Source organism: Chryseobacterium endophyticum, from assembly GCF_056333165.1.
This window is the reverse complement of sequence record NZ_JBWGXE010000001.1, coordinates 901,334-920,606: the sequence shown is the minus strand read 5'-3', so window position 1 is coordinate 920,606 and position 19,273 is coordinate 901,334. Positions and strand designations below refer to the sequence as shown.

At 41.3% G+C, this 19,273-nt stretch carries 22 protein-coding genes; all 22 read right to left on the bottom strand.

Annotation, left to right across the window (positions count from 1 at the left end):
* Positions 1 to 34: 34 nt before the first annotated feature.
* The gene (locus AC0N32_RS04435) at positions 35 to 325 is read right to left on the bottom strand and encodes a winged helix-turn-helix domain-containing protein (protein WP_476392639.1); all 291 of its coding nucleotides are present in this window, start codon (positions 323 to 325) and stop codon (positions 35 to 37) included.
* A gap of 1 nt (position 326) precedes the next feature.
* Positions 327 to 941, bottom strand: coding sequence for a hypothetical protein (locus AC0N32_RS04430; protein ID WP_476392638.1), 615 nt, complete (start codon positions 939 to 941; stop codon positions 327 to 329).
* A 2-nt stretch (positions 942 to 943) separates the two neighbouring features.
* Positions 944 to 1,561 (bottom strand): hypothetical protein, encoded by a 618-nt coding sequence (locus tag AC0N32_RS04425; RefSeq protein ID WP_476392637.1) that lies wholly within the window; start codon positions 1,559 to 1,561, stop codon positions 944 to 946.
* A 176-nt stretch (positions 1,562 to 1,737) separates the two neighbouring features.
* Positions 1,738 to 2,502, bottom strand: a complete 765-nt coding sequence (locus AC0N32_RS04420) for an enoyl-CoA hydratase/isomerase family protein (protein WP_476392636.1) — start codon at positions 2,500 to 2,502, stop codon at positions 1,738 to 1,740.
* Between the two features lie 433 nt (positions 2,503 to 2,935).
* Positions 2,936 to 3,622 carry an SMUG2 DNA glycosylase family protein gene (locus AC0N32_RS04415; RefSeq protein ID WP_476392635.1) on the bottom strand — a complete coding sequence of 229 codons (687 nt, stop codon included), beginning with the start codon at positions 3,620 to 3,622 and terminating at the stop codon, positions 2,936 to 2,938.
* Positions 3,622 to 4,392 (bottom strand): DUF4241 domain-containing protein, encoded by a 771-nt coding sequence (locus AC0N32_RS04410; protein ID WP_476392634.1) that lies wholly within the window; start codon positions 4,390 to 4,392, stop codon positions 3,622 to 3,624. The genes AC0N32_RS04415 and AC0N32_RS04410 overlap by 1 nt, the downstream gene beginning before the upstream one ends.
* A gap of 227 nt (positions 4,393 to 4,619) precedes the next feature.
* Positions 4,620 to 7,115 (bottom strand): phenylacetic acid degradation bifunctional protein PaaZ, encoded by a 2,496-nt coding sequence (gene paaZ, locus AC0N32_RS04405; protein WP_476392633.1) that lies wholly within the window; start codon positions 7,113 to 7,115, stop codon positions 4,620 to 4,622.
* A 78-nt stretch (positions 7,116 to 7,193) separates the two neighbouring features.
* On the bottom strand, positions 7,194 to 8,024 hold the full coding sequence (locus AC0N32_RS04400; protein ID WP_476392632.1) for an alpha/beta hydrolase: 831 nt from the start codon (positions 8,022 to 8,024) through the stop codon (positions 7,194 to 7,196).
* Between the two features lie 53 nt (positions 8,025 to 8,077).
* Positions 8,078 to 8,671 carry an acyltransferase gene (locus AC0N32_RS04395; RefSeq protein ID WP_476392631.1) on the bottom strand — a complete coding sequence of 198 codons (594 nt, stop codon included), beginning with the start codon at positions 8,669 to 8,671 and terminating at the stop codon, positions 8,078 to 8,080.
* 115 nt (positions 8,672 to 8,786) lie between these two features.
* A complete protein-coding gene (gene pcaF, locus AC0N32_RS04390; protein ID WP_476392630.1) occupies positions 8,787 to 9,995 on the bottom strand; it encodes a 3-oxoadipyl-CoA thiolase in 1,209 nt (402 codons plus the stop codon).
* An 89-nt stretch (positions 9,996 to 10,084) separates the two neighbouring features.
* Positions 10,085 to 10,498 carry a PaaI family thioesterase gene (locus AC0N32_RS04385; protein ID WP_476392629.1) on the bottom strand — a complete coding sequence of 138 codons (414 nt, stop codon included), beginning with the start codon at positions 10,496 to 10,498 and terminating at the stop codon, positions 10,085 to 10,087.
* Positions 10,499 to 10,744 carry a hypothetical protein gene (locus AC0N32_RS04380; protein ID WP_476392628.1) on the bottom strand — a complete coding sequence of 82 codons (246 nt, stop codon included), beginning with the start codon at positions 10,742 to 10,744 and terminating at the stop codon, positions 10,499 to 10,501. It lies immediately after the preceding gene.
* Between the two features lie 25 nt (positions 10,745 to 10,769).
* Positions 10,770 to 11,081 (bottom strand): hypothetical protein, encoded by a 312-nt coding sequence (locus tag AC0N32_RS04375; protein ID WP_476392627.1) that lies wholly within the window; start codon positions 11,079 to 11,081, stop codon positions 10,770 to 10,772.
* Positions 11,082 to 11,356: 275 nt separating this feature from the next.
* The gene (locus AC0N32_RS04370; protein ID WP_476392626.1) at positions 11,357 to 12,487 is read right to left on the bottom strand and encodes a 3-hydroxyacyl-CoA dehydrogenase NAD-binding domain-containing protein; all 1,131 of its coding nucleotides are present in this window, start codon (positions 12,485 to 12,487) and stop codon (positions 11,357 to 11,359) included.
* A gap of 40 nt (positions 12,488 to 12,527) precedes the next feature.
* Positions 12,528 to 12,881, bottom strand: coding sequence for a four helix bundle protein (locus AC0N32_RS04365; protein WP_476392625.1), 354 nt, complete (start codon positions 12,879 to 12,881; stop codon positions 12,528 to 12,530).
* A gap of 36 nt (positions 12,882 to 12,917) precedes the next feature.
* Positions 12,918 to 13,718: an enoyl-CoA hydratase/isomerase family protein gene (locus tag AC0N32_RS04360; RefSeq protein ID WP_476392624.1), complete on the bottom strand. Its 801-nt coding sequence runs from the start codon at positions 13,716 to 13,718 to the stop codon at positions 12,918 to 12,920.
* Positions 13,719 to 13,909: 191 nt separating this feature from the next.
* On the bottom strand, positions 13,910 to 14,374 hold the full coding sequence (gene paaD / locus AC0N32_RS04355; protein WP_476392623.1) for a 1,2-phenylacetyl-CoA epoxidase subunit PaaD: 465 nt from the start codon (positions 14,372 to 14,374) through the stop codon (positions 13,910 to 13,912).
* Positions 14,375 to 14,470: 96 nt separating this feature from the next.
* Positions 14,471 to 15,220, bottom strand: coding sequence for a 1,2-phenylacetyl-CoA epoxidase subunit PaaC (gene paaC / locus AC0N32_RS04350; RefSeq protein WP_476392622.1), 750 nt, complete (start codon positions 15,218 to 15,220; stop codon positions 14,471 to 14,473).
* Between the two features lie 135 nt (positions 15,221 to 15,355).
* Positions 15,356 to 15,637: a 1,2-phenylacetyl-CoA epoxidase subunit PaaB gene (paaB, locus tag AC0N32_RS04345; RefSeq protein WP_002981782.1), complete on the bottom strand. Its 282-nt coding sequence runs from the start codon at positions 15,635 to 15,637 to the stop codon at positions 15,356 to 15,358.
* A 122-nt stretch (positions 15,638 to 15,759) separates the two neighbouring features.
* Positions 15,760 to 16,698 (bottom strand): 1,2-phenylacetyl-CoA epoxidase subunit PaaA, encoded by a 939-nt coding sequence (gene paaA, locus AC0N32_RS04340; RefSeq protein WP_476392621.1) that lies wholly within the window; start codon positions 16,696 to 16,698, stop codon positions 15,760 to 15,762.
* A 112-nt stretch (positions 16,699 to 16,810) separates the two neighbouring features.
* Complete coding sequence (locus AC0N32_RS04335) at positions 16,811 to 17,896, bottom strand: 2Fe-2S iron-sulfur cluster-binding protein (protein ID WP_476392620.1); 1,086 nt, start codon at positions 17,894 to 17,896, stop codon at positions 16,811 to 16,813.
* On the bottom strand, positions 17,893 to 19,212 hold the full coding sequence (locus AC0N32_RS04330) for a phenylacetate--CoA ligase family protein (RefSeq protein WP_476392667.1): 1,320 nt from the start codon (positions 19,210 to 19,212) through the stop codon (positions 17,893 to 17,895). The genes AC0N32_RS04335 and AC0N32_RS04330 overlap by 4 nt, the downstream gene beginning before the upstream one ends.
* Between the last annotated feature and the right edge of the window lie 61 nt (positions 19,213 to 19,273).

The window sequence follows — 19,273 nt, the reverse complement described above, 5'->3', positions numbered from 1 at the left end:
TATTTCAAAGTATAAATATAAAAAAATATATAGCTTATTTTCCAAGCAATTTTTCAAGCACATTGATATGCTCGGTGAAAGCTTCTCTCCCGCTTTGGGTCACCCGGTAAGAGGTTTTCGGTTTTTTGCCGACGAATTCTTTTTTAACTTCAATGTAGCCGGATTTTTCCAATGCATTGCTGTGGCTCGCCAGGTTACCGTCCGTAATTTCCAGTAAGGCTTTCATTTCAGAAAAATCAACCCAGTCGTTTACCATAAGAACGGACATGATACCCAATCTTACACGGCTTTCGAATTCTTTGTTGAGTTGATTTATTTTTATCATTTTAATTCTTTTGTTTAGGAAAACATTGCGGTCCTATCGCACCTCCACCATATTCCAAGGCCAATTTATTATCTATAAGAATGTACTGGCAGCCATTATTAAATAAACTTCTGTCAGTTTCTTTTTTATAAAAAATATTGAAGAAATACATCCCCAAACCACTTCTTTTGAAGCCAACCTTTACTGGTTCGCCATCCGCAATTGAAATACAATTGGCTTCATCCAATTTTTCTTTTAACGACTTGAAATCCTCCTCGTTCCATCCCAGTTCTTTCCCAACATCCGTTTTTTGTATCCCATTAATCTTAACATCCCATTGCTGGTAATATTTCAAAGAATCTCTTTCAGATTGCACGACTAATCTTTCCAGAACTTCGTCATTTTCAAATTCAATTTCTACCCTTTTATTAGGTTTGATGCTATAATAATATTTAATTAAATCATCAATTTCTTTTTCCTTGTATAAATATTCTTCATGCAGCTCTTGAACCGAATAATTTTTATCAAATAATCCGAAAGCTTTAGAAAAAGAAACGGCAAAGATTATCGCAGCGGTTAGTAAACCTCCTCCAATGATTGCTATTCCTATGAGGAAATATTTTGCCACCCTTTCCATTCCTATTTATACTTTTTATGCATAATCAATCCGTACACAATATGCAGGGCTCCAAAACCTATAGTCCAGAAGAGCAATCCCCATCCCAAAAAGAATAAGGACATCAGGCCCAACATAATCTGACAATATCCTAAATATTTTACATCCGTCAAGGTATATCGTTCCGCACCGACCAACGCCAGGCCATAAAAAATCAACGTTGCCGGGGCTATAAATACAAAAAGGTGATGATAAAGCAATCCCAGACAGAAGAAACCTCCCGTTACCAAAGGGACTGCAAAGGTAATCAAAAGCCGCTTCGTAGTAGCATCCCAGATCTTCAGTCCTTTCTTTTTACTTTTGTTGGCAGTAAAAATATAACCACTAAGTACAGCTGCTACCAAAATAACGGTCCCAATCAGCACCAGTTCTTTCACCAGAGAAGGCCCGAAAATATTTCTTTTCCCGTCAAAATAATCAATCCCATTCTTCTGAAATACAAAATATACATACACAGCGCCTATAATAGCGGTCAGTCCTGCAACAACTCCGGATAATCCGCTCAAAGAAATAAATCGGGAAGAACGCTCCATCATAGAACGGATGTGTGATAAGTCTTCGTGATAGTTTTTTGATTCCATAAAAAGAACTTTGAATTACAAAGTTATTATTTTTTTTGAATGTGCAAAATTTTTTACAGAAAAAATGGTGAATGGTGAATGGCCAACTCGCTTTGCTTGTCAATTTTAAAATTATATAGCATCAAATAAAAAACCGCCGGAAAATCCGACGGTCTTCATTTATAGAATTATTAAGATTATTTCGATCTCAACCTTTCTTTAATGGCTCCGATGCTTTTTTTCGCAGAATCTTCGAGGATCAGGCTCGCACTCATGTGGATTCTTGCCGGCATCAGTTCGTTGAAATGATCCGTGCCTTCCCAAGATACTTTTTTAATCAAAGCTAAGGCATCACTGCTTCTTGACGCCAGGGTCTGCAGAAACGTCTCCAGTTTTGCATCCATTTCTGCGATGTTTTCGGAAACCGAATGGTAAATATTATGCTGTTCCGCCCACTCTGCCGATCTGAAATCCGCGTCGATCGCCATGGCCGAGAATTGTGACTTCCCTATTTTCCTTTCAACGTAAGGTCCGATTACAAAAGGACCGATTCCTAAATTAATTTCCGTCAGAGCCAGGGCTGCATCTTTTACCGCAAAACAATAATCGGCACCGCAGGCAATTCCTACCCCACCGCCTGTAGTTTTTCCCTGTACCCTTACGACTACAATTTTACCACAGTTCCTCATCGCATTCAGGACTTTTGCAAAACCGCCGAAAAACTTTGTCGATTTTTCCAGTTCTTCAATTTCCAGCAATTCATCGAAACTGGCCCCGGCACAGAACGCTTTTCCCCCTTCGCTCTTAACAAGTATTGCTTTTACCTCATCTTTTGCACCTTCATCAAGGATGGTCTGCGCCAGTTTTTCAAGGATGGCCCCCGGAAGAGAATTGCTTTTCGGTGTTCCGAAAGTAATTTCGGCAATACTGTTTTTCAGTTCTGATACTACAAATTCGTTCATTTTTAATTTAAATTGGATTCCTACAAAAATAGGAAAGTTCGGCGAAAAGCAAAGTTCTATTTTGACAATGTCATAATTACTGTACTTCACATTATAGCGCTTAAAAGCTGCCTTCACATAACACTGAAAAATCAGTACGGGATCAGATTTACCCTAAGAAATAAATAGATTAGAACAAACTATTTATCACTCCGTAGAAATACGTAATGGTTGATTTAGTAGTTTCTACGCTACCAAAAAAAATATGATTGTTGTAATTTTGAACCATTGATCAAGTAAAGCATTTATTTAAAAATGCAAAATCTGAAAAGCCGTAAAGAGTCGGAATTTAAAACTTACTAATAACCAGGAAAATTTGAAATAGGTAATTATACCGTGACGGTTCTAATGCATAAGTGTGATGAGATCCCCCCCCGATGAATTTCCGGGGGGATCATTTTTTTAAGGCTAAAATATATTTATCGATATACAGCTGTTTTTCTTTTGATTTGTATTGCTGGATATATCTTGGATGCTCAAGAACCGTCATTTTCTCGAATAAATGGGCTTCCTGATTGATCTTTGCCAGAAAATCCGCATTCTTTTTGCCCATGATAAACACTTCCGAAGCATCGAGATTCAGACTGAGGTGCTTTTTTAAAGAATCGATCATGAAATCCTTAACATCGTTGAACAATGCTTTATCATCGTAATAATTGGCGTTGATCCAGCTGCCTTTTGATTTCCTGACGATGGCCAACGGAAAAGGTGAATTGATATAAACATCTTTGTAAAACGCTTCCGCCCCACCATATTCAGCGATCATATCATAGACGAATACCGATGATACTTCATGGGTGTAGGCAGATTTCATTGTAATACCGCAAACGCTCTGCAACCGTTTCGTATCTGTAAAAGGAATTCCGGTAACGCCGGCACCGTGTCTGCTGGGATTAATACCTATCAGGAATTTTCTCAGGTTTGAGTCATTGTAATATTTAAGATAAAATTTTTTCATGATCTCCATCGTTTCAGGATTGTCCAGATACGGGTTCAGTACCTGAAAATCATCCGGTAGCTTTCCTGAATAATGCAGATTACGGTTAAATTCTACTACTTTATCGGCAAAAATGTCGTCCATTAATTAAGAAATACAAAATTCTGTGGCTGTCCATCGTTATCTTCACTATCATCTTCATCATCGTCGCTCAGTGCGAGTTCAATATCGATAAACTGAATATAAAGACCACAGATGTTTTCATGGGCATCATAAGCAAAATATACAGGATAGCTGCCATCTCCGAAACCGGTGGCAAACATTGGGATCCGGTAATCTGTACCAGGAATTTTCCAGTTGATCCAATCACCTGCTTCTCTTTGATTCTCCGGATTTTGACGATAACTTTCCGCGAACAATGCTGCAAAATAATCGTCGTAAATATTGCCGACATTCAATCCGGATATAAATCTGTCAAATTCCGGAAGCGCTTCAGCATCTGCTATACATCCTAATCCTGCATCTACATGAAATCCGAAAAAATCATCTTCTCTTATCCCATCAAGATTTTCGTTTCCTATCAGAGCTTCCTGATAACGAATAGGCTTCTCATCGGTAAATTCAACTTTCACGGCTGCATATCGGTCACCCCATTCTTCGGACTTTACGACAGCAATTGTCACCGGAAAATTTCCTTTCGGAGTTTCTGTGAAATAAGGCTGCTGTTTGGAATTCAAATAAGCCAGAGGATCCCTGACCACCACTTTCCCGGAAGGAAGCGATACCTCTCCTATTTCCATAACTTCCATTTTTTCACCCAAAATCTCGTCAGAAGTAAAGTAGCTTTCGAGATCTGTAGGACAGACCAAAATATGTTTTACTTTTTCCCACTGCTGCATCCATGTTTCATTCATGATCTTTATTTTTGTTTGGTTATGATGAAAATAAGGAATAAAAAAAGGAAGATCAAACACAGCATAGGTTTTAACAAAAGTTTATAAAAATTATTCAGACCTGCAAAACTCAATAAAAAAACAGCAGCTTATTCCTAAACTGCTGTCCTGTTATGATAATTCATTCTCAAATTATTACCTTATGAGATTGTTGCATTGCTACACTATTAAATTGTTATATTGTTACATTAAACCAATCCGAACTGCTCGAAATGATGCGTAAAATGCTTCTTATGCATCAGTTCCCACATTTCCTTATTCAGCTTTCCGAATACATAATTCATGTGCTCTGCCTGCGGATTTTCTCTGTAGTAAATGGAGAATCTTTTCAGGTTATCCAGAAACGATTGTTTCGCGGCTTCCAGGTTTTTATGTTTCAGTTCCGGTAAAAAGCCGTCGGCATTCAGGAACGGGGCCTGGAAGTCTTTTGGCATTTTGCGATGATTGTACAGGGAATCCTGCCATTTTTCCAGCTGTTCTTCAGGAGTGAAGCACTGATCGGCTTCCGGCTCGCCGAGACTTACCAGTACGCCATGCTCCAAATGTTCGATCATTTGTTGGGCAGACATTTTTCCCCATTGTGAAGCGGTATTTTCCGTTAAGCCGCTCAGGATCTTCTGAACATTTTTCACATTCAAATCGATGAACGGGGATTGCTTTGCCACCAACGTTAAAATGGTCGCTACACACACCACTTCTTCTCTCTGGTTTACCACTTCCACGAGCCATTTTACCACTCCGGAAGGGATGTTTCTTCCCTTTACGCCACGGTTGATCTTTTCTTTGGCGGTTAAATAAACGGTAATCGTATCTCCGGCATATACCGGTTTAAAGAACGAACAGTTTTCCAGCCCGTAATTGGCGATCACCGGTCCTTTTTTACCGGAAACGAACAGTCCTGCCGCTGCGGAAAGGATGAAATATCCGTGTGCTACGGTTTTATCGAAAATCGTTCCTGATAAGCTCGTCGCATCGGTGTGGGCATAGAAATGATCCCATGAAACATTGGAGAAATTCACAATATCGGCATCGGTTACCGTTCGTCCCGCCGTTTCCAGGGAATCACCGACTTCCACTTCTTCAAAATACTTCTGGAACGGATGTTTATCCGAATACTTCTTTTCAGCACCCTGCTGGTATACTTTGGTAATCGCCGTTAAAATATCCGGCGATCCCTGAATGGCTGTTTTCTGGAGGAAAAAATGAAGACCGTTCAGTCCGCCCATTTCCTCACCTCCTCCGGCTCTTCCCGGACCGCCGTGCATCAGCGTAGGCAGCGGAGAACCGTGGCCGGTGCTTTCTTTCGCGTTGTCTCTGTTCAAAACGAAAATCCTTCCGTGCTGGGAGGCCATTTTCCATGAAGTTTCGGCCACAAACCGGTCATCGTAAGAAACGATGGATCCTACAAGACTTCCTTTTCCTCTTTTCGCCAGAGCAGCGGCTTCTTCCGCATCTTTGTACGGCATCAGCGTAGAAACCGGTCCGAAGGCTTCGACGTCGTGAGAGATATTTTTTTCAAAAGGTTTGTCATTTAAGAACAGCTTCGGGCTCATAAAGGCTCCGTTTTCATAGTCTGCATCTACCAATTCGTGCTGTCCGTCGTAAATGAGTTCCGTTTCCGCTTTCAATAAATTTATTTTTCTTAAAACCTCATCGTACTGCTGTTTCCCGACCAAAGAGCCCATTCTCGTTTCCCTGCTTAACGGGTTTCCGATTTTAGTTTGGTCTAAAGCTTTCGATAAAGCATGCTGAACGTCTCCGATTAAATATTCCGGAACGATAATTCTTCGGATGGCCGTACATTTCTGCCCGGCTTTGGTGGTCATTTCATTACGGACTTCCTTAATGAACAAATCGAATTCCGGAGTTCCCGGCTTCGCTTCCAATCCTAAGATGGAACAATTCAGGGAATCCGCTTCCATATTAAAACGAACGGCATTGCCTGCCACCGACGGCAAAGATTTCAGTTTTCTGCCCGTTGTCGCCGATCCGGTAAACAGTACGGAATCTCCGTCCTGAACATAATCCAGGATATTTCCCGGTTCTCCACATACCAACTGTACTGCTCCCTCCGGGAGAATCCCGCTTTCGATCATATCCTGGAATACCGCATTGGTAAGATAAGAACCAAACGGTGACGGTTTTACGATAGAAGGAACGCCGGCCAATAATGAAGTTGACAGTTTTTCCAGCATCCCCCAAACCGGGAAGTTGTACGCATTGATCTGAACGGAAACCCCTTCACTCGGCGTTAAGATATGCGTTCCCAAGTGCGTTCCGTTGGCAGAGATTTTCTGGGTATCACCATCTACCCAAAAAGGGGTATTGGGAAGCATTCTTTTCGCCAATCCGGAGTAGGTGAAAAAAGTCCCGAAACCGCCTTCAATATCTACCCAGGAATCGACATGCGTGGCTCCGGTTTTATAGGACAATTCATAGTATTTTTTCTTTCTTTCTAAAAGGTAAAGGGCCACTTTCTTCAGCATCTCTCCACGGTCATAGAACGTCATGGAAGAAAGATTTTTGTACCCTACGGTTCTTCCGTAGTCCAAAGCCTGTTCAAAATTCAGCCCTTCCGTATCAGAAACGGCTACCTGCTCTCCCGTCACGGCATTATACAGAGGAATTCCGTCTCCGGTTCCTTCGATCCATTCGCCGTGGATATAGTTTTTTAATTTTTGCATAAAATTTAATTTAACAATGGATCAATGTAACAGTTTACCAATTAGCTGTTACATTTTTACATTGGTTCTACAGTTATTTTAATTTTTTTGTTCCTGATAGGGAAATAATTTCAAGAGGCCTTCATACAAACTTCTGTGCAGAATGGTTGCATGATTATCGGTTTCCATCATTTTATATTCTACCGTCCAGTTCTTTTTACCGGATTTTTTCAGCACCTCATATAAATCCTGCGCATCTTTTACCATCACCGGATGTTCACCTTTTCCGACCGAAATATAGATAAATTTCTTTGTGTCTTTAATTTTGGCTGATAACTGAGGTGCCTGTTTTAAAAGGCTTTCATCATCCCACCATAAGCTCGGGCTGATGATAAAGTAATTGTTAAACAATTCAGGCTTTTTCAACAGAATCTCCGTTGCCAAAAGTCCGCCCAGCGATTGCCCGAATAAATATGTATCGTTGACTTTAAACTGATTGCCGATATACGGTTTCAATTCTTTTTCAAGAAAGCTGATGAACTGATCGGAATGCCCCGTTGTAGGATAATCTTTTTGCAGATCTTTTACATCCGTATGAAAAGTAAAATCTCTTTTCCGGTCAACATTGGCTATTCCCACGACAATCGTCTCCAGCATCGAATACATCTGATTGAAAAACTGAATCAAGCCTGTTACATGAATAAAATCCTCATTCATACTTCCGTCCAGCAGATAGATGACAGGATAGGATTTGGCCTTATCAAAATTCTGTGGAAGATAGATGTTTAATGTTCTGTCTTCGCTTAGAATCTTGGACTTCAATGTTCTGATTTCACCAATCGTCAATGGCTTCACATTGCCCTTTTGGGCCGAAACCAGGCTTGAAAATCCAAGCAGCATGCTGCAAATCAGAAAGAGTTTTTTAATCATTTTCTTTACTTTTTCTAAACCTAACGGGTTTTGAAAAACCCGTTAGGTTTAGCTTATTTCACATCATCCCAAATACTGTAATCGATAATTTTAGTCGGAATCTGTTGCACATATTCGGTGAACGGCTCGCAGGGCAGAATGGCGTCTTTCCCTTCTCTGGCCAGTTCCTGATATAGTTTTGTTCCTTCCGTTTTCCATTTGATCATTTCATCAGAAACATCCCGGATGATTTTCGCAGGGCTTCCGACGATCAGCTTCCGGGCTTCGCATCTAAAGTTCGCCGGAACAAAAGCCAGCGCGCCAATGATACATTCATCACCGATGACCGCTTTGTCCATCACCACCGCATTCATTCCCACCAGGCAATTTTTTCCAATATGTCCGGAATGGATGATCGCTCCGTGGCCGACGTGCGCCGATTCTTCCAGAATGGTTTCAATGCCCGGGAAAACATGCAGCGTGCAGTTTTCCTGTACATTGGCGCCGTCTTTCACGATAATTTTACCCCAGTCGCCGCGGATGACCGCATTGGGACCGACGTATACTTCTTCACCGATTTCCACATTCCCGATAATCACCGCCTGCGGATGAACGTAAGCGGAAGGTTTAATGATCGGCCGGATCCCGTGATATGAATAGATGTTCATAAGTTTAATTTGAAAATTTGAGAATGAGTTAATTTGAAAATTCTTGAGTACTACAATTTGAGAACTTAAGATTGTCATAATCATTTTCAAATTCTCAAATTAGCACATTTTCAAATTAAACCCGTTCAATCACCATCGCATAGCCCTGTCCGACACCGATACAAAGGGTACACAAGGCGTATTTTTTATTCTGTTTCTGCAATTCCATGGCGGCCGAACCGATGATTCTCGCTCCGGAAACACCCAGTGGGTGACCGATGGCAATGGCTCCTCCATTCGGATTGACTCTGGCATCGTCGTCTTTCAAGCCTAAAGATCTTGTGACGGCTAAAGCTTGGGCGGCAAATGCTTCGTTCAGTTCGATGATGTCCATGTCGTCCAATGACAAATCCAGTCTTTTCAGTACCTTTTGAGCAGCTTCTACCGGACCGATTCCCATGATTCTGGGTTCTACTCCGGCAACGGCTGATCCTAAGATCTTGGCGATGGGCTGAAGTCCGTATTTTTTCACGGCTTCTTCGCTGGCTAAAATCAAGGCGGCGGCACCGTCGTTCATTCCCGAAGCGTTTCCGGCCGTTACCGTTCCGCCTTCTTTTCGGAATGCGGGACGAAGCTTTGCCAGACCTTCCATAGTAGAAGTTGGTTTAATAAATTCATCCTGACCGAATACTTTCGGCTCACCTTTTTTCTGCGGGATTTCCACTTTTACGATCTCTTCAGCCAGTCTTCCGCTTTCCTGTGCTCTGGAAGCTTTCTGCTGAGACCACAGCGCAAACTGGTCCTGGTCCTCACGGCTGATCTGGTGCAGATCGGCTAAGTTTTCCGCTGTTTCACCCATCCCGTCAACACCGTACATTTCTTTCATTTTCGGGTTAACAAACCTCCATCCGAAAGTGGTGTCGAACATCTGGCTGTCTCTTCCGAAAGCCGTGCTCGGTTTTGACATCACGTACGGCGAACGCGTCATGTGTTCCACACCGCCGGCGATATAAATTTCACCTTCTCCCGCAGCAATGGCACGGAACGCATTGGCAACCGCCGACATTCCCGAAGCACACAATCTGTTTACTGTTTCCCCGCCGATTTTATATGGAAGCCCGGCCAACAGCAGAGCCATTCTCGCCACGTTCCGGTTGTCTTCCCCGGCCTGGTTGGCGCATCCGAAGATCACATCCTCAATTTCCTCTACCGGCACTTCCGGGTTTCTGGAGATGATTTCTTTGATAACAATAGCAGCCAGATCATCGGCTCTTACTTCTGAAAGGCCTCCGCTTAATTTTGAAATGGGAGTCCGGATATAGTCTATGATGTATACGTTGTTCATAATTTTTGCTTTATGCTAAAAGCTACAGGCAATAGGCTCTACCAGCTTAGAAAAAGCTTACGGCCTATTGCTTAAAGCTTACTGCTTATTTATAACTCTGTTATTTTTTTCCCTATTTTATACACAGTCCCGACAAATTTGGCTACCAGTTCATCATTTTGATTGGTGATCTTAATGTCGTAAACGGCTGTTTTCCTTGTTTCATTTTCCAGGATGCTTTCTGCCCTGAAAATATCGCCTTCCTTTCCGGCTCTGGTAAAATTGATGACGCAGTTGAGGGCAACGGCGGCATCTCCGGAATTGTTGGAGGAAAACGCCAGTGCGGAATCGGCAAAGGCGAAGGTAACACCTCCATGTACCGTTTTCAGCCCGTTGATCATTTCCTTTTTTACGGGCATTTCGATGAGACAATAGTTTTCTTTTACTTCGATCAATCTGATATTCATCCATTGGGAAAAATGATCCTGACCGAGCATATATTCTGCAACCTGTTTTGGGGTCATTTATTTTTTATTTAAATTTTTAAATTTCAGTACATCTTTCCAGGTGTATTCTCTGCCGTCTAAAATGAATAACATTAAAAACACAAAGACAAAATAAAATATAAAGCCATATATACTCATGCTTTTTTCATCATCCCATCCTAAATAGTAAAAAAGAAGTTTAATGAGATAAAAGCTAACCAAAAAAACAATTGCACTTGCGAGAGAACGCAGAAAGTTTTTCTTTGTGAAGATTCTTTCAAGCATACATTTTTACGTTTCAGATTAATTGTTATTGATGTGTTATTTTTTCGTATAAATCATCTGCCATTTTATCATAGATATTCATGGTTATACCAAAGATGATCTGCTCATTAGAAAGATTCTCTGAACCTGGATCACTTTCATTCTGGTGAGGAGCATTTAGATCAATACCTTCTTCATCAGCAATTCTTTTAATCAGCCCCTTATATTTTCCGTTAAACTTTCCTAATAATTCCAGCTTTTCCTGATAATCATGTATCAAAGGAAGTTCTTGAATGATGTATTCTTTTTCAATGTTTAGTCTTGTTTCCAGTTCAGCTCTTAATGCATTTATATCCATCAATCATTTATTTTATCAAATTTTTTCGATAAGTCTTTTTAAAAAATTCATCAGCTTATCCATAAAAAGACGACTCAGAAACATAGCTGAAAAATAAATGATTACGAATCCCCAACTAAACATTTTATCATCTGTCGTTTTAAAGCGAGCATCTGTTAAGTAAAATATACCTCCTACAAAAATTGTTGAGAAAAAGGCTACCGCGAAAGACGAAATCAATTTTTTTTTAATCATAATTTATTATTTGCTAAAGTAATAATCTACAAATGAATAGATTACATTCTACGTAGCAATGGACTTTGCCTGTATCTGTCTTCCTGATATTCATCATAAAGATTTTCAAGGACTTCAGAAACTAAGTCGTATCCGATTTCTTTTCCCCACTGTAAAAGACCTTTAGGGTAATTGACGCCTTTCTGCATGGCCAATTCCAAATCTTCATCATTGGCAATGCCTAATCTTTTCGCCTCTACAGCTTCATTAATAAGCATGGAGATGATTCTTAAAAAAATTTGCCGGTAAAGCGCATCGTCTTTTTTGGCAACCGGTTTTTCTGTCCCTTCCGCATAATCGTAGAAACCTTTACCTGTTTTCCGGCCGTGCAATTTAGCTTCGGACATTCTCTGTTGAAGCAGGGACGGTTTGTATTTCGGGTCGTAAAAATATTCTTTGTAGACTGTTGTGGTAACGGAAAAATTCACATCCACTCCGATAAGGTCCATCAATTCAAAAGGTCCCATTTTAAAGTTCCCCAACGTTTTCATGGCATCATCTACCTGTTCTACCGTTGCGATGTTTTCCTCCACCATTCTCAATCCTTCCCCATAATACGGACGGGCAATCCTGTTTACGATAAATCCGGGAATATCTTTGGCGATCACCGGCGTTTTTCCCCAGTCTTTCATCAGGCTGTAGATTGTTTCCGGCAACGATTTTTCCGTCAGCAAAGACGGGATCACTTCTACCAGAGGCATCAGTGGAGCCGGGTTAAAGAAGTGAATTCCGATAAAACGTTCAGGATGCTTCAGTTCAGCACTTAGAGAAGTAATGGAAATGGATGAGGTATTGGAACCAATGATACAGGTTTCAGAAACATGGTTTTCCAGTTCCGTAAAAACCTTGGTCTTGATTTCTTTATTTTCGATGATAGCTTCAATGATGAGTTCACATTCTTTGAAGTCCTTCAGTTCGGTTGCAATGGAGATATTGGCTAAAATTTCAGTCATTTTTTCACCTGAAATCTTTTGCTTGTCTACCAGTTTGGTGAGTGTTTTTTCCAGGCCGAGGGTGGCGGTTTCCACCTGTTGGGCATTGGCGTCATATACCCATACTTTGCATCCGTTTGTAGCGGCTACCTGAGCGATGCCTATTCCCATGGTTCCGGCACCGATAATTCCTATATTCATATTTTGAATTTGAAAATTTGAGAATGTATTAATTTGATAATTATTTTATTTTTGAAGTTGAGATAATTTTTGAAAGAATCAGAACAATTTCTTTTAAATCCGACAATAGTTTTTCATCCGGAGATTTTAAATAAGGCGACATCGTACACAATAAGAGCCAGTATTCCGTCTCATCCGCTTCTTTAGCCGCAATTTTCAATTTATGTACAAAATCAGCTTTGCTTTCTGCATTCTGGGCTTCTCTTACATTTGCACCAATGGATGTTCCTGCTTTAAAAATCTGATTGGCCAGTGGAAATCTTTTTGCTTTATATAATTCTTCGGTAAATTCAATAATGTTTAATGCGAAATTAAAAGTCTTATTAACTATAATATTTTCTTTATCGTTTCTCATTTTCAAATTTCCAAATTAATACATTTTCACATTGATCTATTTTCCTTTATAATCAGGTTTTCTCTTCTGTAAAAAAGCACTTACACCCTCTTTGAAGTCTTCTGTTTCAGCGGCTTCCTGCTGAAGGTCAGCTTCCAGTTCCAGCTGTTCTTTCAAAGTGTTGTTATACGAATTGGCGAATGCTTTTTTGGTTAATTTAAAGGCTGCAGTAGGCATGTTGGACATTCTTTCGAGAATTTCCATTGATTTGGAGTTGAACTCTTCTTCAGCAAATACCTCAGCCACCAATCCGTAAGCTTTCGATTCTTCAGCCGACAATTTCTTTCCGGTAAATGCTAAGTAGTTTGCCATTTGTCTGCCCAATAATCTTGGCAAGAAATATGTTCCGCCCGTATCCGGAATAAGCCCGATATTGGAGAAGGCCTGAGAGAAATAGGCTTTATTGTTGGCCAGCACAAAATCGCAGATCAGTGCGAGCATCGCTCCGGCACCTACCGCAGGACCATTGACCAATGCTACGACCGGTTTTTTGCAACGCGTTAGTTCCAATACCAGCGGATTGTAATAATCAGTTACGATTTTCCGGATGATGTCGTGATCGTGATGTTCGTTACCGGTTATAAAGGCATCATCCAGGTTCTGGCCTGAACAGAACGCTCTTCCTCTTCCGGAAATAGCGACACAGCGAACGGCAGGATCATTGCTGCATTCTTTGATGAAATCTTTCAGATCCGAAAGCGATGGCTTGGTCAGCGCATTCATGGTTTCCGGCTGGTTGAGGTAAGCGATTTTCAGCTTTCCTTCAAAGTGCGTTTCAATATCGAGTTGGGTGTACATAGTTTTATTTTTTAATTTGAAAATTAGACAATTTGAAAATGATGAATCACTGTTTAAATTTACGCATTTCCAAATAATGAATGTTTAATATTTTAATTCAATGTTTTAACCTGAAATCAGACAATCTGAAACTCATTTAAGCAACTTTTTAAAATTGATACATTTTCAAACTACCACATTTTCAAATTGTATTAATGGCATTTAAAATAATCAAAAGGTTCCAAACAATCTAGACACTGATACGAGGCTTTACATAAAGTAGACCCGAACCGGCTGATCTGTTTGGTGTGCTCCGAGCCGCAACGCGGGCATTTTTTCGGTTTCCCGATGTGATGCTCATCCGCTCCTTTTTCCGGGGGCGTGATTCCGTAAGCGCTCAGCTTTTCCCGGGCTTCATCCGTGAGCCAGTCGGTCGTCCAGATTGGGAACATTTTGGTCACCACTTTTGCTTCCCAGCCGTTTTCTTTCATGATCTTGATGATGTCTTCCTCAATAGTAAACATAGCGGGACAGGCTGAATAAGTCGGCGTAATCGTTACTTCACACGAATTCTCGCCGGTAACTTTCGCTGCTCTTACAATGCCCAATTCCACGATATTGATGACCGGAATTTCCGGATCGGGAACCATTTGTAATATGTCTAAAGGATCTTTCATTGATTAATTTGAAAATTTGAAAATTGGGGAAATTTGAAAATTTAAAGTTGTTTGTCATTTTCAAATTAGCTCATTTTCAAATTAATTAATTGATTTTTACCAGGTGCATCCCGGATACGCCCTCTGCATATATTGCAATTCGCAAAGCATAAAGCCGAAATATTCCGTGTGATATCCTGTTCTGGATTTTGGCTGCATGAAAGGGTTTGTTGGATATATTAAACCGAAATTGGCAAAATCTTTCTGCGTGATCGCCAGAAACTCTTCATACAGCGCGTCTGTATCCGGAACTATATTTAAAGCTACCAGATTATCCTCGCCTTCGGTTTTTGCAAACAAACCTTTGGTATATTCCCAGATATTTTCAATAGCCTTTTCCAGGCGGGATCTGCTTTCTTCCGTTCCCTGCGCGAAAATTTTCATCCAGGAAGCGGCGTGGGTATAATGGTAACGGACTTCTTTTAAAGATTTCTGGGCAATGGCAGACAGCTCTTCGTCCGCAGATTGGGACAAAGCTTCATACATCAGTTTTTGATAGATTGCAAAGACATAGACTTTCAGAATCGTCTGTGCATAATCTTCGTTGGGAAGTTCGGTCCAGTGGGCGTTCACATATTCGTGCTCGTATCTTAAAAAAGCAAGATCGTCTTCCGTTTTGCCGTTATCGATTACCCTCGAAGCATACACATAAAAGTTGTTGGCCTGGCCTAATTCATCCAAAGCGATATTCGTTAACGCAATATCTTCTTCCAGATAAGGTCCTTCCCCACACCATGCCGACAAACGCTGCCCCATGATGAAGCTATCGTCTGCCAGTTTTAATAAATAATTGTATAATGGATTCATTATTTTTTAATTTGAAAATTTGAGAATTAGTTAATTTGAAAATTGATTGTCCGCCTTAATTGAAAGCCTGAGAAAATAACGTACGTAAGGTCATTTCCAAATTTTCAAATTAGCCACATTTTCAAATTGATTAATTTACATATTTTTTACATCGTTCGGGATCTCATAAAACGTCGGGTGACGGTAGAGTTTGTCGTCTGCCGGATCGAAGAATGCTTCTTTGTCCACCCCTTCCGAAGTCACGATATACTTGCTCGGCACTACCCAAACGGAAGTCCCTTCTTTTCTTCTGGTGTAAACATCCCTGGCATTCTGCAACGCCATTTCGGCAGTCGGTGCCTGTACGATTCCTACATGTTTGTGGGATAATCCCGGTTTAGTCTGGATAAACACTTCCCACATATCTAAATTTGCCATAATTAATTTGAAATTTTGAAAATTGGTTAATTTGAAAATTGATAAATCGTCGTCATGGAAAATTTGAGTATAAATAACTTGTTAAGGTCATTTTCAAATTTTCAAATTTGGACATTTTCAAATTATATTACTTCTTTTTGTTGTTTTTCTGCAAAAGCAGCGGCGGCTTCTTTTACCCAAGAATTCTCTCTCTGCGCCTTTCTTTTGGTCTCGATGCGTTTTTTGTTGCACGGCCCGTTTCCTTTCAGGATTTCCATGAATTCATCCCACGGAAGTTCCCCGAAATCGTAATGTTGTCTTTCCTCATTCCATTTCAGGTCTTTATCCGGAATGGTCAAACCTAAGAACTCAGCCTGGGAAACCGTAACATCAACAAAACGCTGACGAAGGCTATCGTTGCTCTCTCTTTTCACCCGATAATTCATCGAGATTTTGGAGTTTGGTGAGCTGTCGTCATTCGGTCCGAACATCATCAGCGCCGGCCACCAGAAACGGTTTAACGAGGCCTGCGCCATTTCTTTCTGTTGCTTGGTTCCGCGGCAAAGGGCCATCAGGATTTCATACCCCTGTCTCTGGTGGAAGGATTCTTCCTTACATATTTTTACCATCGCTCTTGAGTAAGGACCGTAGGAATTCCCCATCAGCATCACCTGGTTCATGATCGCCGCACCGTCTACCAGCCATCCGATCGCGCCGATATCCGCCCAGCTCAATGTCGGGTAGTTAAAAATGCTTGAATATTTAGCTTTTCCGGAAAGCATATCTTCATAAGTGGCATCACGGTCGGCTCTTACGGTTCCGTCGCCTAATGTTTCCGTCGCGGAATACAGGTACAGTCCATGTCCGGCCTCATCCTGAACTTTAGCCAGCAAAGCCATTTTTCTTCTCAATGAAGGTGCTCTGGAAATCCAGTTGGCTTCCGGCAACATCCCAACGATTTCGGAATGAGCGTGCTGGGAAATCTGGCGAACCAAAAGCTTCCTGTAATCATCAGGCATTACGTCTTTCGGTTCCACTTTATTTTCGTCGTGTACGTATTGTACGAATTTTTCTAAGTCCATAATCTTTTAATTTGAAAATTTGAGAATGAGTTAATTTGAAAATTATTCGAGAAACTGAAAATAAGGTATTATCCATTTTCAAATTTCCAAATTAGTACATTTTCAAATTGAATTACACATCATAATTCAGCATCACCACGTTGGTCGTCGGGTGGCACTGGCAGGTCAGTACATAGCCTCTGGCTACTTCTTCCTCGGTAAGCGCGTAGTTTTTCTCCATGAAGACTTCCCCTTCGAGAACTTCGGCTTTACACGTACAGCACACTCCTCCTTTGCAGGCAAACGGCACAGGAAGATTGTCCTTTAATGCTTTATCTAAAATACTTTCTTTTTTTGAATTCAAATGGAATGAGTATTCATCGTCATCGATGATGACCGTCACCATACTTTCGATATTGGCAATGGCTTTGAATTCGTCGCTCATTTCCTCCGTGTTTTCTTCATCCGGAGCGGTAAAATATTCAAACAAAACCTGGATGGCCGGTACTTTTTTATCCTTTTTCAGATAATCCGCCACGCTCTTGATCATTTCTGCAGGACCACAGATGAAATAGGTAGATTCCTTCACATCGATGTCCGGATGTCTTTCAAACAGCTGCTCCAGCTTATCCGGACAGATCCTTCCTTCAAACAGTTCATCCTCGTGCTTTTCGCGGCTGACCAGGTAAATAACCTTCAGCCTGCCGTTGAACTTTTTTACCAGTTCTTTAATTTCAGCTTTCTTCATCACATGGTTCATGCTCCGGTTGCTGTAAAACAGATATGCATTGGAATTCGGCTCCTGGTAAAGGCTTTCCTTGATATTGGATAAAACCGGGCTGATTCCGCTTCCGGCAGCCAGTCCGATATAGGTTTTCACATTCGTCGGGTGATAAGATGTGTTAAAACCGCCCATTGGAGGCATCACTTCCAGCACCTCATCCATGTGCAGGTGTTCGTTGAAATACCCGGAAACTTTCCCGCCTTCCAGCAATTTTACCAATACTTCCAGCGTGTTGCTTTTTTCGCTCGGCGCATTGCAGATGGAATAAGAACGTCTTTCCTCATTTCCGTCGATCATCATACGGAAATTAAGATACTGTCCCTGCTTAAACCTGAATTTATCCTTCAGCTCCTCAGGGATTTCCACGGCTACATTCACTGCATCGTTGGTATCTTTCTGAACTTTTACCGTCTTTAATTTGTAAAATGAATTCATTTATTTTTTAGTATTCTGTTAATTTTTCCACCTTCGCATTTCGGAAGGCTGTCCTGGGCATGAATATTCACTTTTGTAGTGATGCCTACCCGTTTTTTAATTTCGTTTTCTATAGTTTTTCCGAAATTTCCGACAAAAATAGCATAATCATCGGTATTTAAGCTTAAATTTTGTGCTCTTACCCATTCATCATCCACTTCTACATCAACATCCAGGGCGACACACATCTGCTCTTTCTCGACAGGCGTAAGATAATAATTGGGAACAACCCCTTTCACATGGGTGAATGCTTCTTCAATCTGGCTTGGGTAAACATTTACGCCTCTTACGATCAGCATATCGTCTGCCCTTCCCAGGATCGGCTTCATTTTCACCATGGTCCTTTTGCCTTTTTCATCGTAATACAGGCTGGTAATATCATTAGTCCAATAGCGCAGCAGCGGCATGGCCTTTTTCGTTAAGGTGGTAATCACCAGAACACCTTCTTCCCCGAAAGGAACCGGCTGCTTGGTTACCGGATCTAAAATTTCGGGATAAAAATGGTCTTCCCAGATATAAGAACCGCCTTTTTCTTCAAAATCTTCTACCGAAACCCCGGGACCGATAATTTCGCTGAGCCCGTAAATATTGGTGGCATGAACGCCTAATCGTTCTTCAATATGATGCCTGATCAGTTCTGTCCAGGGCTCTGAACCCAGCACCGCATATTTCAGGCTGATCTCTTCTGCTGAAATTCCACGGCGGGCAAATTCATCGGCGATCGTAAGCGCATACGATGGTGAACAGCAGATTACTTCAGGCTTAAAATCGATAATTAAATCAACCTGTCTGGCCGTCATTCCTCCTGAAATCGGCAGCACACTCATTCCTAATTTCTCGGCTCCGTAATGAAGTCCTAATCCTCCGGTGAAAATCCCGTAACCATAGGCATTGTGCAGCTGCATTCCCGGCCGGGCGCCTGCTGCATTCAGTGAACGGGCTACCACTTCGCTGAACACGTCTACATCCTCTTTGGTATATCCTACCACCGTCGGTTTGCCGGTTGTCCCGCTGGAGCAGTGAATCCGCTGCAGTTCGTTTTTCGGAACCGTGCATAATCCGAACGGATAATTGTCCCTTAAATCCTGTTTGTAGGTGATCGGCAGTTTAGCAATGTCGTCAATGGATCGAATATCTTCCGGTGAAAGTCCGGACTCCATCATTTTCCCTGCATAAAACTCCGATTTCTCACCCAGATACCGTACCAAACGAATCAGCCGGTCGGACTGTAAAGCCCGCAACTGATCCCATTGTAAATATTCCACCGAAAAATCCATAACTAAACTAACTAACACTTGTTAGGTGTAAATGTAAAAAGATTTTTTGTTTCTGCCAAAT

Coding starts and splice junctions, on each gene's coding strand:
- AC0N32_RS04435 (WP_476392639.1), bottom strand. CDS start 325: ATGATAAAAATAAATCAACTCAACAAAGAATTCGAAAGCCGTGTAAGA.
- AC0N32_RS04430 (WP_476392638.1), bottom strand. CDS start 941: ATGGAAAGGGTGGCAAAATATTTCCTCATAGGAATAGCAATCATTGGA.
- AC0N32_RS04425 (WP_476392637.1), bottom strand. CDS start 1,561: ATGGAATCAAAAAACTATCACGAAGACTTATCACACATCCGTTCTATG.
- AC0N32_RS04420 (WP_476392636.1), bottom strand. CDS start 2,502: ATGAACGAATTTGTAGTATCAGAACTGAAAAACAGTATTGCCGAAATT.
- AC0N32_RS04415 (WP_476392635.1), bottom strand. CDS start 3,622: ATGGACGACATTTTTGCCGATAAAGTAGTAGAATTTAACCGTAATCTG.
- AC0N32_RS04410 (WP_476392634.1), bottom strand. CDS start 4,392: ATGAATGAAACATGGATGCAGCAGTGGGAAAAAGTAAAACATATTTTG.
- paaZ (WP_476392633.1), bottom strand. CDS start 7,115: ATGCAAAAATTAAAAAACTATATCCACGGCGAATGGATCGAAGGAACC.
- AC0N32_RS04400 (WP_476392632.1), bottom strand. CDS start 8,024: ATGATTAAAAAACTCTTTCTGATTTGCAGCATGCTGCTTGGATTTTCA.
- AC0N32_RS04395 (WP_476392631.1), bottom strand. CDS start 8,671: ATGAACATCTATTCATATCACGGGATCCGGCCGATCATTAAACCTTCC.
- pcaF (WP_476392630.1), bottom strand. CDS start 9,995: ATGAACAACGTATACATCATAGACTATATCCGGACTCCCATTTCAAAA.
- AC0N32_RS04385 (WP_476392629.1), bottom strand. CDS start 10,498: ATGACCCCAAAACAGGTTGCAGAATATATGCTCGGTCAGGATCATTTT.
- AC0N32_RS04380 (WP_476392628.1), bottom strand. CDS start 10,744: ATGCTTGAAAGAATCTTCACAAAGAAAAACTTTCTGCGTTCTCTCGCA.
- AC0N32_RS04375 (WP_476392627.1), bottom strand. CDS start 11,081: ATGGATATAAATGCATTAAGAGCTGAACTGGAAACAAGACTAAACATT.
- AC0N32_RS04370 (WP_476392626.1), bottom strand. CDS start 12,487: ATGAATATAGGAATTATCGGTGCCGGAACCATGGGAATAGGCATCGCT.
- AC0N32_RS04365 (WP_476392625.1), bottom strand. CDS start 12,881: ATGAGAAACGATAAAGAAAATATTATAGTTAATAAGACTTTTAATTTC.
- AC0N32_RS04360 (WP_476392624.1), bottom strand. CDS start 13,718: ATGTACACCCAACTCGATATTGAAACGCACTTTGAAGGAAAGCTGAAA.
- paaD (WP_476392623.1), bottom strand. CDS start 14,374: ATGAAAGATCCTTTAGACATATTACAAATGGTTCCCGATCCGGAAATT.
- paaC (WP_476392622.1), bottom strand. CDS start 15,220: ATGAATCCATTATACAATTATTTATTAAAACTGGCAGACGATAGCTTC.
- paaB (WP_002981782.1), bottom strand. CDS start 15,637: ATGGCAAATTTAGATATGTGGGAAGTGTTTATCCAGACTAAACCGGGA.
- paaA (WP_476392621.1), bottom strand. CDS start 16,698: ATGGACTTAGAAAAATTCGTACAATACGTACACGACGAAAATAAAGTG.
- AC0N32_RS04335 (WP_476392620.1), bottom strand. CDS start 17,896: ATGAATTCATTTTACAAATTAAAGACGGTAAAAGTTCAGAAAGATACC.
- AC0N32_RS04330 (WP_476392667.1), bottom strand. CDS start 19,212: ATGGATTTTTCGGTGGAATATTTACAATGGGATCAGTTGCGGGCTTTA.